Source organism: Verrucomicrobiia bacterium, assembly GCA_026414565.1.
Lineage (GTDB): Bacteria > Verrucomicrobiota > Verrucomicrobiia > Limisphaerales > Fontisphaeraceae > Fontisphaera.
This window is the reverse complement of record JAOAIT010000009.1, coordinates 54349-72432: the sequence shown is the minus strand read 5'-3', so window position 1 is coordinate 72432 and position 18084 is coordinate 54349. Positions and strand designations below refer to the sequence as shown.

The following is an 18084-nucleotide window of genomic DNA, read 5'->3' as shown; positions in this document are numbered from 1 at the left end:
TTTGCCCGCTTTGGTCTTGTGGCGCCAAAGTCGGGGAAATGGGCGTGGCATAACCTCCGGGGGAGGAGGGAGTGCGGCATTCACGCTCATCGAACTGCTCGTCGTCGTCGCCATCATCGCCATCTTGGCCGCCTTGCTTCTGCCGGTCGTCAACCGCTCCGTGGAACAAAGCCGGAGCCTCTCCTGCCTGAATAATCTCAAGCAGTTGCAGATGTGCTGGCTGATGTACGTGGACGACAACGAAGGCTGGCTCCCGCCCAATAATTACGTGTACGACGTCAACCGCAAGGACTCAATCATGCGGGGTGTCTCCTGGTGCCCCGGCAACACCCGCCTGGACACGGACACCCGCAACATTGAACAAGGCGTGCTTTTCCAATACAATCGCAACACCAGCATCTACCGCTGTCCTTCAGACAAATCCACCATCGAGGACGAAAACGGCAACCCGCTCGACCAGCCGCGGACCCGCAGTTACAACATGAGCAGCGCCATCAACTGCGATGTGGCGGCTGGGCTTATCCCCTCCTACAAGAAATACAGCGAAATTACCCGGCCCACTCCCGACCGCTTTTTCGTGTTCATCGACACGCATGAGGATTCCATCCTCGACGCCCATTTTGGCCTCTGCCAGCCCAATTCTTATTTTGGCAACATGTGGTTTGACCTGCCCGCCAACCGCCACAACCAGGGGGCTAATTTGAGTTTTGCCGATGGTCATGTGGATCACTGGAAATGGGCCTGGCCCAAGGTGTACCAGCGCACCCCGCAATCCGTGGCCAACGCCCAGGACCTCAAGGACATGCGCCGTTTGCAGTCGGCCATGAAGCCCATGAACTAGGCCGGCACCCCGCTTCCGGCCAGCCCCGCGAGGGCTAAAAATCCATTGGCACTCTCCCGCGTTTTCCCCTATCTTCAGCCCCCTGATTTGGGTCTTGTGTATGACAAGTCGTGAAATTCGCCAGTCGTTCCTCGACTTTTTCCGGTCGAAGCAGCACACCATTGTGCCTTCGTCCAGCCTGCTGCCGGATTCCCCCAACCTGCTCTTTACCAACGCCGGAATGAATCAATTTGTCCCCATCTTTCTGGGACAAATTCCCTGCCCTTACACGCCCGGCCGCGCTGCCGACACCCAGAAATGCATCCGTGCCGGAGGCAAACACAACGATCTCGAAGATGTGGGGCTGGACACCTACCACCACACCTTCTTTGAAATGCTGGGCAATTGGAGTTTTGGGGACTATTTCAAAAAGGAGGCCATCGAGTGGGCGTGGGAGCTGGTGGTGGGCGTGTGGAAATTTCCGCCCCGGCGCCTTTACGCCACAGTCTATAAACCCGGCCCCGGCGAACCGGCCGAGTTTGATCAGGAGGCCTATGACCTCTGGGCAGCCATCTTTACCCAGGCCGGCCTGGATCCCCGCGAGCACATCCATTTCGGCGGCAAAAAGGACAACTTCTGGATGATGGGCGAAACCGGTCCCTGCGGCCCCTGCTCGGAGCTGCACGTGGACCTCACCCCGGCGGGCGACACCCGCGGCGCGCTGGTGAACAAGGGCAGTGCCCAGTGCATCGAGATTTGGAACCTCGTGTTCATGCAGTTCAATGCCAATCCCGATGGCTCCTTCTCGCCCCTGCCCGCCAAAAGCGTGGATACCGGCATGGGCTTCGAGCGCGTCACCGGCATCATCCAGAACACCCGCGGTTTTACCGATTTCAGCCGCATCATTTCCAATTACGAAACCGACATCTTCCGCCCGCTCTTTGATCGCCTGGAATCGTTAAGCGGCAAAAAATACGGAGCCACCCTGCCCCGCCCGGATGCCGCGGGCAACCTGGTGCCGGCCACGGAACAGGAACGGGTGGACGTCGCCTTCCGCGTCATTGCGGATCACATCCGCACCCTGAGTTTTGCCATCGCCGACGGCATTTTGCCCGGCAACACCGACCGCCACTATGTTCTCCGGCGCATCCTGCGTCGCGCCGTGCGCTACGGACGCTCGCTCGGCTTCCACGAGCCCTTTTTCTTCAAGCTGGTGCCCGTGCTGGCCGAAACTATGGGCGACGTTTTCCCGGAAATCCGCGGCCGCCAAAGCCAGGTGGAGGAAGTCATCCGCATGGAGGAGGAAGCCTTCAATCGCACCCTTGACCGCGGCATTGAACTCTTCAACGATTACGTGGCGGCGGCGGCCAGCACCCCCAACGCCTCCGGCATTTCCGGCGACTTTGCCTTTAAACTTTACGACACCTACGGCTTCCCGCTTGATCTGACTGAGTTGATGGCCCGCGAACGGGGTCTGAAGGTGGATGTGGACGGATTCAACCGGTTGATGGAGGAACAGCGCGAACGCGCCCGCAAGGCCCAAAAACGCGAAATCATCGAGCTGTCCCAAATCGAGACCACCACGCCCACCCGCTTTATTGGGTTTGACACGCTGCACACCCCCGCCCGCGTCCTGGAGGTGGTCCAGGTCAAGGATAAAACCGCCGTCCTCCTGGACACCACCGCCTGCTACGCCGAGATGGGCGGACAAGTCGGCGACACCGGCGAGCTGCGCGCCGGGGACCTGGCCTGGCGCATTGCGGACACCCAGAAATCGGGCGCCGTGTGGCTGCACTATCTCGACCTGCCGCCCCAGGGCGCAATGCGCCTGCCCGAACCCGGCGAGGACGTCCTGCTGCAGGTGGATGTGCCCCGCCGCGCCAGCATCCAGCGCCATCACACCGTCACTCACCTCCTCCACTGGGCCATTCACGAGGTGGTCAGCCCCGAGGCGTCGCAAAAGGGATCCTTTGTCGGCCCGGACAAGCTCACCTTCGACTTCAACTGCCCGCCCCTCACGCCGCAACAAGTGGCGGATGTCGAAAAGCTGGTCAATGAGCGCATCCTGGAAAACGCCGGCGTAAGCTGGACCGAAGTGCCCTACACGGAGGTGAAGGGCCGCAGGGACGTCATGCAGTTCTTCGGCGACAAGTACGGCGACATCGTCCGCGTCGTGCAGATTGGCGGGCATCCCGGACGCCTGGATGGTTACTCCATGGAGTTGTGCGGCGGCACCCACACCCGCGCCACCGGTGAAATCGGCCTCTTTCGCATCGTCGCCGAAACCGCCATCGCGGCCGGCGTGCGCCGCATTGAGGCCGTCGCCGGCCTGGAATCCTACCGCCGTGCCGGGGAGGAAGCGCGCCGGCTGAAGGCGCTTGCCGAAAAATTGAACACGCCGATTGGCGAGCTGGAAAAACGCCTCGACAACCTGTTGCAGCAGCAGAAAGAACTCGAAAAACAATGGCGCGCCCTCCAACAAAAGCAGGCCGCCGAGATGGCGCGCAGCCTGACCACCAAGGCCCGCACCCTCAATGGCGTGCCCGTCATCATCGAACGCGTGGACGCCGATGGCGACACCCTGCAAGCCATGATCAATGAATTGAAAGGCTGCTTCCAGGGGGTGGTGGTGCTCGGCGGCGCCGCCAACCAGGCCGTCACCCTCATGGCCACCGTCTCCCCGGCCTACACCCAGCGCGTCCAGGCCGGCAAAATCCTCCAGCAAATCGCCCCAATCACCGGCGGCAAAGGCGGGGGCAAACCAGACTTCGCCCGCGGCGGAGGCAAGGAGGTGGGCCGTCTGGATGAAGCCCTGGCCAAAGCGGCAACCCTGATCTAATTTCATTTTTCATGGCCGCCGGAGACCTGTCTCGGGCGGCCGTTTTTCTTCTTTTAACGCATGGCAGACCTATGAACGACGACAGTGAGCCTTCACCACGAAAACGCCCCCCGCGACGGCGCCCACGCGCTCCGCTGCCGGCGGTGGAAATCCGTGAAATGCGGCTGGAGGATGTCCCCCAGGTGTTCGCGTTGGGCCAGGAGCTCTTCACGGCCGAAAAACTCCCCACCCTTTACCGTTCCTGGGATGATCACGAGCTGGCCCAGCTTTTCAGCTCCGAGGCGGAATTTTGTCTGGTGGCCGAGAGCGAAGACCGGATTGTGGGCTTTGCCCTGGGCCGCGTGATGGAGAAACCCCAAAATGCCTGGAAATATGGCTGGCTCCTCTGGCTGGGCGTTTCCCCCAGGTTCAAGGGGCGCGGGCTGGCCCGCCGGCTGCTCAATCAACTGACCGAGCGGTTTATCGCCCGCGAAGCCCGCATCATGCTGGTGGATACCGACGAGGAAAACCATGAGGCCCTGGCTTTTTTCCGCAAAAACGGTTTCGGCCAGGAAATCCGCCACGTGTACCTCTCCCGCAATCTGGATGATTATCCCCGCAAAAACGGCGGCGGCGGCTGAGCAGCGGGCGGCTTCAAATCACAAAATCGTGGTACTCCGGCGTAATCGCGCGCGGCGGCGGCAGTAGCATGCCGGCGGCCACGGTGGCATTGGTGCCCGGCTCAATCAGGATAAACGCCCCGGTGAGCCGGTTGGTGGCGTAGCCGTCATAGACCAGGGGGCGGGCAGTTTTCAGACGCACCTGGCCGATGTCATTCAGCCCCAGCTCGCTGGCCGGCTCCGGCTCAAACGTCAGGATGTTCGTGCGATGCTCCACCTCCATCACCACCGCCTGCACGGTGGCGGTGGTGTGCTTGAGCAGGTACTTGCGCCCCGCCTGCAGCGGCCGGCCATGCATCCAGCACACCTGGGCCCGCACCTCGTTGTCCATGCCCGGCAAATGTTGAAAGCCGACCACCATGTCGCCCCGGCTCACATCCATGTCATGCTCCAACAACAGGGTGATGGATTGCGGGCAGAAAGCCTCCTGCAAGCTTCCGTCATAGGTCCAAATATCCTTAACCCGGCTTTTCAAACCCGCCGGCAGGACGAGCACCGCATCGCCCACCCGCACGATGCCCCCGGCGATCTGCCCGCTGTACCCGCGGAAGTCATGATAACGTGGATCCCGGGGCGCCTGCGGGCGGTTGACCCATTGCACCGGCAGGCGAAAACCGTTGAGGTTGTAATCGCTGGCGATGTGCACGGTCTCCAGATGACCCAGCAGCGAGGGGCCGCAGTACCACGGCGTGTGCCGCGACGGCTCCACAACGTTGTCCCCATTGAGGGCGCTGATGGGAATGAACTTCACGTCCTTGATGTCCAGCCGGGGCAGAAACGCCTCAAACTCCGCCCGTATCTCCAAGAAACGCTCCTCCGACCAGTCCACCAGGTCCATCTTGTTCACCGCGATGATCAGGTGCGGAATGCGCAGCAGCGACGCAATGAAGGTGTGCCGGCGGCTTTGCTCGCTGACGCCCTGCCGGGCATCCACCAACACCACTGACAGGTTGGCCGTGGAGGCGCCGGTAACCATGTTGCGGGTGTACTGCACATGCCCGGGCGTGTCCGCCACAATGAACTTGCGCCGGGGTGTGGCAAAATACCGGTAGGCCACATCAATGGTGATGCCCTGCTCCCGCTCCGCCCGCAAGCCATCGGTGAGATTGGCCAGGTTAATCTGGCCGCCGCCGGTGATCTCGGCCGAGCGCTCCAGCGACTCAATCTGATCTTCCATCAGGGATTTGGAGTCGTAGAGCAACCGCCCAATCAGGGTGGACTTTCCATCATCCACCGAACCGCACGTGTTGAAGCGCAGAATTTCCACCGCATGCGCCAGAGCGCGCGCACGCTCCCCCGCCCCGACGCCGGGCGCCGGAGCGCTGTGATCCATGACTGAAGTTGTTTGCATGTACTTTCCCTTCTGTTGTCCCCACCCAAAACTTAAAAATAGCCGGCCTTCTTCCGATCCTCCATGGCGGCTTCGGACACCTTGTCATCCGCGCGCGAGCCGCGCTCGGTCACCCGCGCCGCCGCGATTTCGGCAATGATGTCATCCAGGCTGTCCGCCCGCGATTCAATCATGCCAGTGCTGATGATGTCGCCGATGGTCCGCACCCGCACCACCAGCTCGCGCACTTCCTCGTTCGGGCGGGGCGGCAAAAAGTCGTTCACCGGCAGCCACTGGCCGTTGCGCCGCACGCACCGCCGCCGATGGCTGAAATAAATCGAGGGCACCTCCAGCCCCTCGCGGCGGATGTACTGCCACACATCCAGCTCCGTCCAATTGCTCAACGGAAACACCCGCATGTGCTCCCCCGGGTTCACCCGGGCGTTGTAGAGATTCCAAATCTCCGGGCGCTGGTTTTTGGGGTCCCACTGGCCAAAGGCGTCGCGGAAACTGAAGAATCGCTCCTTGGCGCGGGCCTTTTCCTCGTCCCGCCGCGCCCCGCCAATGCAGGCATCAAAACGAAACTCCTCGATGGCCGCCAGCAAGGTGGGGATTTGCAGTTTGTTGCGGCTGATCTCCCCCGGCGCCGGCGTAGCCAGCCCCCGGGCGATGGCGTCCTCCACCTTCCGCACGATCAACCGGGCGCCCAGCTCCCGCGCGCGGCGGTCACGGAATTCGTTCAGCTCGGGAAAATGATGACCTGTATCCACATTCAGCAGGGGCATGGGAATGTCCGAAGGCCGGAAGGCCTTCTCTGCCAGCCGCAGCAAGCAGATCGAGTCCTTGCCGCCGCTGAACAACAGGCAGGGCCGCTCAAATTCCGCCGCCACCTCCCGCATGACATGGATGGCTTCGGTTTCCAGGTACTGAAGATGATCAAGATGATACGATGTCATGGTCATGAATAAGCTCGTCCGCCCGGGCCGGGACTGAAGTGGCCCGGACTTTCCGGTCCGGCCGGCGCCGTCTCAGGATTCCTTTTCCGTGGTTTTGCCCCACCGCACATGCAAACCGCACTCGCGTTTTTCATCGCCTTTGGCCGGGTCAAAATAATCCCATTCCACCGGCAGGTGGTGCTCTTTCACATACCCCTCCATCTGATCATCCGTCCACTCCAACAAGGGGCTGACCTTCACCACGCCCAAATGGGTGTCAGGGGCCACGATTTCCATTCCCGCGCGATGCGGATTCTGCACCCGGCGCAAGGCCGTGAGCCAGACCGTGGGCGCCAGTTCGCGCATCGCCCGTTGGAACGGCTCCAGCTTGAAAATCTGGCTGAACTGCCGCAGAGCTTCCTCCTGCTCGGGTGTGGGCGGCGCGCCGTGCAGGGCCTGGTAGCGCGCCACGGTCATCGAGGGCGCATAAACTTTCAAGTTCAACCGCAACTGCCGGGTCAGCTCCGCGGCATGACGATACGTCGCCGGCCGATTCCATCCATGATCCACCCAGAGCACCGGAATATCCGGCTGCACGCGCGTAGCCAGATGCAACAACACGGCCTCATAGGGACGAAAATTCGTCGTCACCACCGCCCGGCCTTTGGCCAGCACAATGGCCCATTCCACAATCTCGGCGGCCGGCTTCCCCCGCCAGCGCTCATTCCACTGCTTGATTTCCGCTTCGGTGAACATGATGGGTCTGGATTGCCGTTACACCGCCACCGCCGCCTGGGCCCCTTCCACTCCGTTTTCCACCCACAGGACCCGGGCCGCAAAATCACCAAAGCGCTCGTTGGCCACCCGCTCGCGCCGGTAGCGCTCAAACAACGCCCGTAATTCCGGTATGATTTCAGTCTCCTTCAACGTCTCCCGGTACACGCGATTGAGCCGCGTGCCTGCCGGATTCCCCCCCACAAAAAGCTGGTAGCGCCCCGGCGCCTTGCCCACCAGGGCGATTTCCGCCATGTACGGCCGCGCGCACCCGTTGGGGCAGCCGGTCATGCGAATGATGATCTCCTGATCTCCCAGACCCGTTTCCTCCATGGCTTTTTCAATCTCGCCCATCAAGTGTGGCAGATAACGCTCGGCCTCCGCCAGGGCCAACCCGCAGGTGGGCAGCGCCACGCAGGCCATGGAAGCCCCCCGCACGGCGCTGACCCGCCGGGCCGGATCCGCTCCATGCTCCGCCAGCAGGCGGGTGACCGCCTCGCGCTGGTCATCCTTGATGCCCACCAGCAACAAATTGTTGGCCGGGGTCAAATGCACTTCCAGTCCAAACCTCTCCACCACCCGGCGCAGAGCTGTCTTGAGCTGACGGCTTTCCGTATCCCGGATGCGCCCCGTTTCAATGAACATACCCAACACCCATGAGCCATCCGCCTGCTGCCGCCATCCGTAAAGGTCCCCCTGGCGCGTAAAGACAAACGGCCGCGCCGGCTCCAGCGCAAAGCCCACCCGCCGCTCCAGCTCGGCCCGAAACCATTCCACCCCACGATCCGCCAGCACGTATTTCAACCGGGCGTGTTTGCGGTTGGCCCGGTCCCCAAAATCCCGGTGAATGCCCACCACCGCCCGCGCCGTGGCCTCCACCGCCTCCCGCGGAATAAAACCAATCAGATCCGCCAGCCGGGGGAAGGTTTGCTGATTGCCGTGCGAGCGTCCCATGCCGCCGCCCGCCACCACGTTGTAGCCCACCACCCGGCCCCCGGCCTCAATGGCAATAAAACCAAGGCATTGGGCAAAGATGTCCACGTCGTTGACGGGTGGGATGGCGAAGGAAATCTTGAATTTGCGCGGCAAATAGGTCTTCCCATAAAGCGGGTCCACGAAATCATTAAGCGCCGCCTTTTCCATCTCCAATTTTTCCCCGTTCAACCAAATCTCATGGTACGCTGGCGTTTGGGGCAGGAGGGATTGTGACAACAGCCGCGCATCCGCCAGCACCTCCCGGCCCACCTCCCCGTGCAACACCGGCGGCGGGGTCACAACATTCCGCACCACATCGCCGCAGGCCGCCAAGGTGGTCAACATGGCCTCGTGAATCCCACGGATGGTCCGCGCCAGCCCGGATTTAATGATGCCATGGAACTGGATGCCCTGTCGCGAAGTGACCCGCAGGGAGTCATTTCCGTACTCTGTGGCCAGGCGGTCCATGGTCAGGTATTGCTCTGGTTTCAATACTCCGCCAGGCATCCGCACCCGCACCATGAAAATGAATTTCTTGCCCTGCTTGCGCACGTCCCGGTCATCCTGTTGATAGCAGCCATGAAACTTGAGGAACTGGGCGTCCTCCTCGGAAAAATGATCTTCGGCAGGGTTGGCGAGCGTTTGGGCCAGGGTGCCCGCCAGGGTGGGGCAACCCGCCTTCAAGTGCTCGTTGGGCGAGAGCTTCGGCTCAGCAACGTTGTTTTCCATATATACGACTAATTTTGTCGTTATTATCCGACTTAAATTTGGCCAAAGGCTTCCACACCGCCTTGGCCTCAGTCACCACCGTTATCGTAAAGAATAACGACTTATTACGTCGTTAATCTCAACCCTCCTTCTACGTTTGTCAAAATATTTTTTTAATTTTTTCTCCACCCCCCTTCCCGCCCCGGCCATCATCATTTGTGTTGATGGTATTCATTGCAGTTGCTGCCGCCGGGGACTATGCTTGATGCAGGTCATGGCGCAAGCCGGACGCACTGACGAAAATGATACCGATGCTTGGTCAACCGATGTTTGATTTCAACGACCACCCCTTCCTGGTGGTCTGGGAAATGACCCGCGCCTGCGCGCTGGTTTGCCGCCACTGCCGCGCCGCCGCCAAAATCCACCGCCATCCCCAGGAGCTGGACGGGGAGGAGGCCTATCGCTTTGTGGATCAAGTGGTGCGGGCACGGCCCGGGATCTTCATTTTGACGGGCGGCGATCCCATGCAGCGTCCGGACTTGTATGATCTCGTGGCCTATGCTTCGGGCAAGGGGCTGCGCGTGGCCTTAAGCCCCAGTGTGACGCCCCTCTTCTTGCAGGCCGACCTCAAGCGGCTGAAGGAAGCCGGCTGCGCCCGCATCTCCATCAGCATTGACGGCGCCAACCGCGAGAGCCATGACCGTTTCCGCGGCATTAAAGGCACCTGGGACATGACGATGCAGGCGCTGCAAAACATTCGCGAGGCCGGCATTGAAGTGCAGGTCAACACCACCTTCACCCGGCAAAACTTCAAAGATTTCGACGGCTTTGTAAAACTGCTGGAGGAAATCCGGCCCGTCCTGTGGAGCGTCTTCCAACTGGTGCCCACCGGCCGGGGCAAGGTGGCCGATCTGCTGAACGCCTTTGAAATGGAGGAGCTGTTTGTCAAACTGGCCCATCTTTCCACCCGGGTGCCGTACGACATCAAGACCACCGAGGGCCATCACTATCGGCGGGTGGTGTTGCAGCAGTTGCACGATGAAAAGGCCCTGAAAAAACGCGCCCCCATCGGCATCAATGATGGCAAGGGGTTTGTGTTTGTCTCCCACATCGGCGAAATCCAGCCCAGCGGTTTCCTGCCGATCACCGGGGGCAACGCCCGCACTGATGAACTGATCGACGTGTACCGTCATCACGAAGTGTTTCGCAATCTGCGCAATTCCAGCCTCCTCAAGGGCAAATGCGGGGTGTGCGAGTACAAGGATATTTGCGGCGGCTCCCGCGCCCGCGCTTATGCGCTGACGGGCGATTATTTGGGGGAAGAACCCCTCTGTGCCTACGTTTCACCCAATTACCATCCAGTACCCGCGCCCGCACCAGCCGCCACGTAAGCCCCCTCGTTTTTAGGTAGTGCCATGTTAAATCTGACTCGTTTGTACTGTGGCGTGGCCCAGCCCGCCGATCATTTGCGCTATGGCCAGGGGCACGGCGCCCCGCGTTCCGCGGCCGAACGGCGCCCCATTGTGGTGTGGAACATCACCCGTAGGTGCAATTTGAACTGCATCCATTGTTACTCAGACTCCACCGCGCAGGTGTATCCGGGCGAGCTGACCCTGGAACAGTGCTATGCGGTCATCGATGACCTGGCCGCCTTCAAGGTGCCGGCGGTCCTGCTCTCCGGCGGCGAGCCGCTCATTCACCCCCACTTCTTTGACCTGGCCAATCGCGCTGTGCAGAAGGGCCTGCGGCTTACCCTCTCCACCAACGGCACGTTGATTGACCTGCCCACGGCCAAAAAAATCAAGGAGCTGGGCTTCTCCTACGTAGGCATTTCCCTCGATGGCATCGGCGACACCCATGATTATTTCCGTGGCCGCAAAGGGGCGTTTGAAAAAACCATTGAGGCCTTCCGCAATTGCAAGGCGGTGGGCCAGAAGGTGGGCCTGCGCCTGACGCTTACCCGCAACACGGTGGATGACCTGGACCGTATCCTCGACTTCATCGAATTCGAGAACATTGACCGGGTCTGTTTCTACCACCTTGTTTATAGCGGGCGCGGCGCCAATCTGGTCAGCGTGCCCCCGGCGCGGACGCGCGCCGCCATTGACCGCATCATTGACCGCACCGTCCAATGGAATCAAAACGGCAAGACCCGCGAAGTGCTCACCGTGGATCAACCGGCGGACAACGCGTTTTTGTACCTGCGTCTCCTACGCGAGCAATCCCCCCGGGCCAAAGAGGTGTACGATCTGCTCAAATGGAACGGCGGCGGCTCTAACAGCTCGGGCGTCGGCATAGGCAACATTGACACCCAGGGCAATGTCCATCCGGATCAATTCTGGCAGAGCGTGACGCTGGGCAACGTTAAAGATAAGCCCTTCAGCCAGATTTGGACCCGCACCGATCATCCCATCCTCAACGGCCTGCGCAACCGCCGTCCCCTGCTCAAAGGCCGTTGCGGCATCTGCCGTTTTCAGGAAATCTGCGGCGGCGGCTTCCGTGTGCGCGCCGAACAAGTCTTCGGCGACCCCTGGGCGGAAGACCCCGGTTGTTATTTGACCATGGACGAAATTGCCGCCGCTCCGGCCGCGGCACTGGCCGGCGTGTAAAATTGCGTATGGCTCAGGTCATTGCCAACGGCCAGCCCGTCCCTGCCAATCTCCCTTGTACGCTGGAGGAATTTTTGCGCGCCCAAAACTTCTTTCCCCGCAGCGTGGTGGTGGAGTTGAACGGGGAAGCCATTGCCCCCTCCGAGTTTTCCCGGCGCCAGTTGCAGGAGGGCGACCGTCTCGAAATCGTCAAAATCGTCGCTGGCGGCTGAAGACGTCGCAGGCACCCGCCCCGGCACAGTTTGTTTGGACAGGAGCGCGGGCGCGGTCATAAAATGGGGGTATGAAAATGCCTCGTCCCCTCCCGGCAGCAGGGAAACGCCTCCCGCCGGGCTGGCTCACGTCCCTGGTTTGCGCAGGCGTTATCGCGTTGCTTCCGGGCGCCGTTGGCCACGCCCGGGCCGCCCAGACCACAAACGACACGGCGGTGGTCACCGTAGGCCCCGGCGGCTATTTGACTACGCTGCCCCGTCCCTGCAAACCGCTGCCGGAGCGGATTTATCGCACCGCAGACGTGCGCGGCCCCATGCTCACCGGCCAGTGGTGGAGTTCGCTGGTATGGCAGCCCTTCTCCCAAAATCTGTTTGCGCATCCGCTGGTATTGCTCTGCACTTCCAACGGGCTGGTTGTCAGTCAACACGGCGCCCGGGTGCATGGGACCTCTGCCGGCATCTTTGGCAGCGGCGGCGGGCGGCCCGGAGATTTGCGCTTGGAACACTCGGCGGCAGGCGTGTTTCCCGAGGCCCTTTGCGGCGGCTATTCCGATTGGTTCGTCACCGCAGTCTTCGCGACAAATGACATGGTCCTGCGGGCCAGTTTTGGCCATGGCAGCCCTTACGTCTTTTGCCAGTACTCCGGCGGCCAGCCGGTGGTAACGTTCGCGCAAGCCCCGCGACTGTGGGCCGGCAGCGCCCGCGATGCCGTGCTGGGCCTCACGGTGAACGGGCATCATTACGGACTATTTGGGCCGGGCGGCTCCACGTGGGCCGGACTGGAGGGGCGACGATGGACTAATCTGAGCGGCGGCAAATCTTATTTCAGCGTGGCCGTGCTGCCGGATGATCGCCCGGAGACCCTCGCCCGGTTTCGCCAGCATGCCTACAATCACGTAATTGATACCCGCCTGGAATTAGCTTATCAGAACGGCCAGTTGCTCGTTAACTACCGCTTCACCTGCCGGCCCCAGGAAGGCAGCGACACTGGCACGTTGTTCGCGCTGTATCCGCACCAATGGAAATACACCTCCACGCCTTTGACGCCCATGACCTACAACTCGGTTCGTGGCGTCATGAAAGTGGGCGAAGGAGGGGGCTTTGCCACCACGGTGCCGGTCCAAGGCCTGCTGCCGCTGCTGCCACCGCAAGGCATTCCCGAGCGCGAGCGCGCCCTGCAATATCTTCGCGCCGAAGCCGCGAAAAAACCGGCGGGGTTTGGCGATACCTACTGGGAAGGCAAACATCTGGGCAGGCTGGCCACCTTGAGCGGGGTGGCGGAGGCGGCCGGCGCCCCGGAGCTGCAGGCCACTTTTCTCCATGAAATCAAACGCCGCCTGGAGCAGTGGTTCACGGCTGCTCCGGGCAAGGAGCAGGTGGTTTTCTACTACAACAATCTCTGGGGCACGCTGGTGGGCAGCCGGCCCTCGTACGGCAGCGACCGTCCCCTGAATGACCATCATTTTCATTACGGCTATTTCATCCGTGCCGCCGCGGAGGTGGCCCGCAGGGATGCAGCCTGGGCGCGTCAGTGGGCGCCCATGGTGGAACTGTTAATTCGCGACATCGCCTCGCCAGACCGGCAGGATCCGTTGTTTCCCTATCTGCGCTGCTTTGACAAGTACGCCGGCCACTCGTGGGCGTCGGGCGATGCCAATTTCGCGGATGGCAACAATCAGGAATCCTCCAGTGAATCCCTCAATGCGTGGTACGGCATGATGCTCTGGGGCGAGGCCACCGGCAACCGCCGCCTGCGTGATGTGGGCCTGGCCTTGTTCAACCTCGAGCGCACGGCCGTGGAGGAATATTGGTTTGATGTGTCGGGCACCAACTTCCCCCGGGATTTTCCGGAAGTGGCGCTGGGCATGGTGTGGGGAGGCAAGGGGGCGTTTGCCACCTGGTTTTCGGGAGACATTGATTGCATTCACGGCATCAACTGGCTGCCCTTCACCCCGGCCAGTATTTACATGGGACGGCATCCGGCCTACGTGAAGAAAAACCACGATCGCATCGTGGCCCGGCGCAAAGGCGGCGCCGATTACAACAACGGCTGGGGGGACCTGGTCATCATGTTTCGGGCTTTGGCCGAGCCGGCACCGGCGGCGGAATACCTCGAGGCCCAGCCCCAATGCAAAATCGAAAGCGGCAACACCCACGCCTTCATGTATCATTGGATACACACCTTGAACCGGCTTGGGCTTAACGACACCGGCCTGACCGCAGATCATCCGTTCTTCAATGTCTATCAAAAAAACGGCCGCAAAACCTATGCCGTGTACAACTTTCAGGCGCAGCCGCTGACCGTCACCTTTTCTGACGGCCACCGCATGACCGCAGCCCCCGGCACGCTCACTGTCGCTCCCTGAACGGTGCCACGGGGTTGAGGAATTCCACGCCCTGCGCCACTTTTACCCGGCATGAGTGCCACCTTGGTTTGGTTCCGTCTGGATTTGCGCTGGGAAGACCAGCCCGCCTTGCACGCGGCCGCATTGCGGGGCCGTCCGGTGATTCCCGTGTTTATATGGGCCCCGGAGGAGGAAGGCGCCTGGCCCCCCGGCGGAGCCTCGCGCTGGTGGCTGCATCAATCCCTCCGCGCGCTGGATGCCGGCTTGCGGCGCCTTGGCAGCCGCCTGATTCTGCAGCGGGGACCTTCCCTTGACACGCTGCAAGCGTTGCGCCAACAAACTGGCGCGGATGCGGTGTTCTGGAATCGCCGATACGAGCCGGCGCTGATTGCCCGAGACAAGACCATCAAGGAAACCTTGCGCGCCCAGGGCGTCCAGGTGGAAAGTTATAATGCCGCCCTCCTGTTTGAACCGTGGACCATCCACAACCGCAGTGGAGCGCCCTTTCAAGTCTTCACGCCTTTCTGGAAGCATTGTCTTTCCCAACCCGCGCCCGCAGCGCCCCTCCCTGCTCCCACCGCCCTGCCGGCGCCCAAAACCTGGCCCGTCTCACTCCCTCTGGAAGCCCTGGAGCTGGAGCCCAAAATTGACTGGGCCGCCGGCATGCGCGCCGCCTGGCAGCCAGGCCCCGAGGGGGCGGCGATGCAACTGGAGCGCTTTTTGGCGGGCGCCTTCGCCCGCTATGCGGAGGGACGCAACCTCCCCGGCGCTGCCGGCACTTCCCGGCTCTCGCCCCATCTGCATTTTGGAGAAATAGGCCCCCGGCAAATCTGGCAGCGCCTGCGCCAGTGGGCGGAGGCGCAAAAACCCCCGCAGGCGGGCTGGGCGTCCTCTCCCTTCGTCGCCGAGCTGGGCTGGCGTGAATTTGCCTACCATTTGTTGTACCATTTCCCCCACACACCGACAGAACCGCTCCGCCCGGCCTTCAAGCATTTTCCCTGGCGCCCGGAGGCGGACGCCACGTTGCGCGCCTGGCAGAAAGGGCGCACCGGCTACCCCATCGTGGATGCGGGGATGCGCGAGCTGTGGGCCACGGGTTGGATGCACAATCGCGTGCGCATGATTGCCGGCTCTTTCCTGGTCAAAGATTTGCTGCTGGACTGGCGGCACGGCGCGCGCTGGTTTTGGGACACCCTGGTGGATGCCGATCTGGCAAGCAACACCCTGGGCTGGCAATGGGTGGCCGGCTGTGGCGCCGATGCCGCCCCCTATTTCCGCGTGTTCAACCCCGTCACCCAGGGCGAAAAATTCGATCCCCACGGCGACTACGTCCGCCGCTGGGTGCCCGAACTGGCGCGGATGCCGGATCAGTGGATCCATCACCCTTGGGAAGCGCCGCCAGACGTGCTGGCCGCCGCCGGCGTGCATTTGGGCGACACTTATCCGCGTCCGATAGTGAATCACACCATCGCCCGCGAAGTGGCGCTGGAGGCCTTCAAACGCCTGCCCGCCGCGGGAGGATAATCAACCGGGCCTATTTTCCTCCGGCCCGTTTGTCCATTCACAGCAGGGCCACGGGGTCCACGTCCACCGCCATCAGAACATCCTCCGGCAAGGCCAGCTTGGGCAGCAGAGCGGCCAGCGCGGCACTTAGTTTGGTCATGTGCCGCGTGCGCAAGGTGAGATGATGACGGTAGAATGTTTCGGCGCGCGCCAGGGGCGCAGGGGCGGGGCCGGCAATTTGCAAATCCGGCAGATCTTTGGCCAAGGCCTCCATCTGTTTGCGGCAATGCCCGGCGAAGAAGGCGACTTTTTCTTCGTTGCGCCCGCGGAACAACAAGCGGGCCAGCCGGCTGAAGGGCGGGTAATGCAATTGCTGGCGAAACTCAAGTTCCTGCTCGTAGAAGGCCGCAAAATCATGGCGGCGCGCGTATTGAATGGCCGGGTGAAAAGGAGTGAAAGACTGCACAAAAACTTCTCCTTCCACCTCGCCCCGGCCGGCGCGACCGGCCACCTGGGTCAATAATTGAAAGGTGCGCTCGCCCGCGCGAAAATCGGGCAGGTGCAGGCTTAAATCGGCATAAATCACACCCACGAGGGTCACGTTTTCAAAGTGCAGGCCCTTGGCGATCATCTGGGTGCCCACCAAAATGTCCACTTTGCCGGCCTTGAAATCTCCGAGGATGCGCCGGTAATCCTCCTTGCGCTGCAGCACGTCGGAATCCATCCGGCAGATGCGCGCGGTGGGGAATAACCGGGTCAATACATGCTCCACCTTTTGCGTGCCCAGTCCTGCATAACGGATGCCGGGGTTGCGGCACGGCGGATTGGGGCAGGCCGCGGGGGCCTCGGCATCGTAATTGCAGATGTGGCAGCGCAGCCGCACCTGCGGGCGGTGATAGGTGAGGGCCACACTGCAATGCGGGCACCGCGCCACATAACCGCACAGGGGACACTCCAGCGCCGTGGCGTAACCGCGCCGGTTCAAAAAGAGGATGACCTGCTCGCGCCGCTCCAGTCGCCGCAAAATGGCCTCACGCAGGGGTTGCGCAAACACCGGCGGCTGGCCGCGCTCGCGCCGCGCCTCTGCGCGCATGTCCACCACCCGCACCACCGGCATTTTCTTGTGATCGGCTCGATGCGGCAGCTCCAGCAGGGTGTATTTGCCGCGCCGGGCATTGTAGTAACTCTCCATCGAGGGCGTGGCCGAGCCGAGCACCACCACGGCATTTTCGCGGGTGCCGCGCACCACGGCCACATCGCGCGCGTGATACCGGGGCGCCTCCTCCTGCTTGTAGGAGTGTTCATGCTCCTCATCCACGATGATCAGGCCCAGCGGTTCCACCGGCGCAAAGATGGCTGATCGCGCGCCGATCACGATGCGGGCGCGGCCCTGGCGGATTTTGTGCCATTCATCATGGCGCTCGCCCTCGGAAAGATGACTGTGAAGCACGGCCACGAGGGTTTGCAGCGGCCCGCTGCTGAAGCGCGCCTTGAAACACTCCACGGTTTGCGGCGTCAGCGATATTTCCGGCACCAGCACGATGGCGCCCCGCCCCAGGCTCAAGGCGTGGGCAATGGCCTGCAGATAAACCTCCGTTTTGCCGCTGCCGGTCACCCCATGCAGCAGAAAAACCGCCGGCCGGGGAGGTGCGGCCTGCCCCGGCGTCCCCATGGCCCCCGTAATGGCCTGCAAGGCCCGCGCTTGTTCGGCATTCAAAGGCAGGGGCTGCGTGGGCAAAATCAATTCCGCCGCGTAGGGATCACGCTCATCCACTTCGGGCGAAATTAGGATCAGTCCTTTGTCCTCCAACCGCCGGATGGTTTGGGGGGTGGCGCCTGTCAATTCCACCAGCTGCTTCAGCGGCAAACCGCGCATCTCCTCCACCACCCGCCAGACTTCCTCCTGGCGCCGGGTCAGCTCCGGCATTTCTCCCACGCGCGGGGCCACCCGCACAAACAGCCGTTCGCGCCAGCCTTCTTTCTCGCGGCGCACCGCCTGCGGCAGCACCGAGCGCAGGGCCACCTCCGGCGCGCAGCAGTAGTAATCGGCTATCCATCGGGCCAGGGCGAGCACCTTGGGCGTCACCAGTCCGGGCCGGCCAATGATTTTGATAATGGATTTGAGTTGGGGATGCGGGGACCGCTCCAACAGCGCCGTGACACAGCCCAAGACCTCCCGCCCCGCAAAGGGCACTTTGACGCGCGTCCCCACCGCCACCAGCGGCTCCATGTCGGCCGGAACGAGGTAATCAAACTCCTTCTGCAGGGCGATTTCCAATGTCACACGCGCGACCATCGGCCCCCACGGATAACAAGGCGGCGGCGCAAACAAAAGAAGGAAATCTGCCATATTGCCAAGGACGGACTTTCAGTGA

Annotated in this window: 13 protein-coding genes; 8 read left to right on the top strand and 5 right to left on the bottom strand. The window is 62.0% G+C overall.

What is annotated here, in order from left to right:
* Position 1: 1 nt before the first annotated feature.
* From N3J91_01570 to N3J91_01560, 3 genes are all read left to right on the top strand, one after another.
* Positions 2–841, top strand: coding sequence for a prepilin-type N-terminal cleavage/methylation domain-containing protein (locus tag N3J91_01570; GenBank protein ID MCX8155134.1), 840 nt, complete (start codon positions 2–4; stop codon positions 839–841).
* Between the two features lie 100 nt (positions 842–941).
* A complete protein-coding gene (gene alaS / locus N3J91_01565; GenBank protein ID MCX8155133.1) occupies positions 942–3659 on the top strand; it encodes an alanine--tRNA ligase in 2718 nt (905 codons plus the stop codon).
* 71 nt (positions 3660–3730) lie between these two features.
* On the top strand, positions 3731–4279 hold the full coding sequence (locus N3J91_01560; GenBank protein ID MCX8155132.1) for a GNAT family N-acetyltransferase: 549 nt from the start codon (positions 3731–3733) through the stop codon (positions 4277–4279).
* Positions 4280–4292: 13 nt separating this feature from the next.
* Here the strand turns inward: N3J91_01560 and N3J91_01555 are convergent, their stop codons facing one another.
* The 4 genes from N3J91_01555 to N3J91_01540 all read right to left on the bottom strand — a co-directional run bounded on the left by N3J91_01555 (position 4293) and on the right by N3J91_01540 (position 9061).
* Positions 4293–5669 carry a GTP-binding protein gene (locus tag N3J91_01555; GenBank protein MCX8155131.1) on the bottom strand — a complete coding sequence of 459 codons (1377 nt, stop codon included), beginning with the start codon at positions 5667–5669 and terminating at the stop codon, positions 4293–4295.
* Positions 5670–5701: 32 nt separating this feature from the next.
* On the bottom strand, positions 5702–6604 hold the full coding sequence (gene cysD, locus N3J91_01550; GenBank protein MCX8155130.1) for a sulfate adenylyltransferase subunit CysD: 903 nt from the start codon (positions 6602–6604) through the stop codon (positions 5702–5704).
* A gap of 72 nt (positions 6605–6676) precedes the next feature.
* Positions 6677–7339 (bottom strand): phosphoadenosine phosphosulfate reductase family protein, encoded by a 663-nt coding sequence (locus N3J91_01545; protein ID MCX8155129.1) that lies wholly within the window; start codon positions 7337–7339, stop codon positions 6677–6679.
* A gap of 18 nt (positions 7340–7357) precedes the next feature.
* Positions 7358–9061: an NADPH-dependent assimilatory sulfite reductase hemoprotein subunit gene (locus tag N3J91_01540; protein ID MCX8155128.1), complete on the bottom strand. Its 1704-nt coding sequence runs from the start codon at positions 9059–9061 to the stop codon at positions 7358–7360.
* A 305-nt stretch (positions 9062–9366) separates the two neighbouring features.
* On the opposite strand from N3J91_01540, the gene N3J91_01535 reads away from it, so the two are divergent.
* From N3J91_01535 to N3J91_01515, 5 genes are all read left to right on the top strand, one after another.
* Entirely contained in the window at positions 9367–10431 is a 1065-nt protein-coding gene (locus N3J91_01535; protein MCX8155127.1) for a radical SAM protein, read from the top strand.
* Positions 10432–10455: 24 nt separating this feature from the next.
* Positions 10456–11649 carry a radical SAM protein gene (locus N3J91_01530; protein ID MCX8155126.1) on the top strand — a complete coding sequence of 398 codons (1194 nt, stop codon included), beginning with the start codon at positions 10456–10458 and terminating at the stop codon, positions 11647–11649.
* Between the two features lie 8 nt (positions 11650–11657).
* Entirely contained in the window at positions 11658–11861 is a 204-nt protein-coding gene (gene thiS, locus N3J91_01525) for a sulfur carrier protein ThiS (GenBank protein MCX8155125.1), read from the top strand.
* Between the two features lie 71 nt (positions 11862–11932).
* Complete coding sequence (locus tag N3J91_01520; GenBank protein ID MCX8155124.1) at positions 11933–14227, top strand: glycosyl hydrolase; 2295 nt, start codon at positions 11933–11935, stop codon at positions 14225–14227.
* A gap of 51 nt (positions 14228–14278) precedes the next feature.
* Entirely contained in the window at positions 14279–15730 is a 1452-nt protein-coding gene (locus tag N3J91_01515; protein ID MCX8155123.1) for a DNA photolyase family protein, read from the top strand.
* Between the two features lie 37 nt (positions 15731–15767).
* Here the strand turns inward: N3J91_01515 and priA are convergent, their stop codons facing one another.
* Positions 15768–18059 (bottom strand): primosomal protein N', encoded by a 2292-nt coding sequence (priA, locus tag N3J91_01510; protein MCX8155122.1) that lies wholly within the window; start codon positions 18057–18059, stop codon positions 15768–15770.
* Positions 18060–18084 lie beyond the last annotated feature (25 nt).

Excerpts from the sequence above, each read along its gene's own strand:
- alaS (MCX8155133.1), top strand. The coding sequence starts at position 942 with ATGACAAGTCGTGAAATTCGCCAGTCGTTCCTCGACTTTTTCCGGTCG.
- N3J91_01560 (MCX8155132.1), top strand. The coding sequence starts at position 3,731 with ATGAACGACGACAGTGAGCCTTCACCACGAAAACGCCCCCCGCGACGG.
- N3J91_01555 (MCX8155131.1), bottom strand. The coding sequence starts at position 5,669 with ATGCAAACAACTTCAGTCATGGATCACAGCGCTCCGGCGCCCGGCGTC.
- cysD (MCX8155130.1), bottom strand. The coding sequence starts at position 6,604 with ATGACATCGTATCATCTTGATCATCTTCAGTACCTGGAAACCGAAGCC.
- N3J91_01545 (MCX8155129.1), bottom strand. The coding sequence starts at position 7,339 with ATGTTCACCGAAGCGGAAATCAAGCAGTGGAATGAGCGCTGGCGGGGG.
- N3J91_01540 (MCX8155128.1), bottom strand. The coding sequence starts at position 9,061 with ATGGAAAACAACGTTGCTGAGCCGAAGCTCTCGCCCAACGAGCACTTG.
- N3J91_01535 (MCX8155127.1), top strand. The coding sequence starts at position 9,367 with ATGTTTGATTTCAACGACCACCCCTTCCTGGTGGTCTGGGAAATGACC.
- N3J91_01530 (MCX8155126.1), top strand. The coding sequence starts at position 10,456 with ATGTTAAATCTGACTCGTTTGTACTGTGGCGTGGCCCAGCCCGCCGAT.
- thiS (MCX8155125.1), top strand. The coding sequence starts at position 11,658 with ATGGCTCAGGTCATTGCCAACGGCCAGCCCGTCCCTGCCAATCTCCCT.
- N3J91_01520 (MCX8155124.1), top strand. The coding sequence starts at position 11,933 with ATGAAAATGCCTCGTCCCCTCCCGGCAGCAGGGAAACGCCTCCCGCCG.
- N3J91_01515 (MCX8155123.1), top strand. The coding sequence starts at position 14,279 with ATGAGTGCCACCTTGGTTTGGTTCCGTCTGGATTTGCGCTGGGAAGAC.
- priA (MCX8155122.1), bottom strand. The coding sequence starts at position 18,059 with ATGGCAGATTTCCTTCTTTTGTTTGCGCCGCCGCCTTGTTATCCGTGG.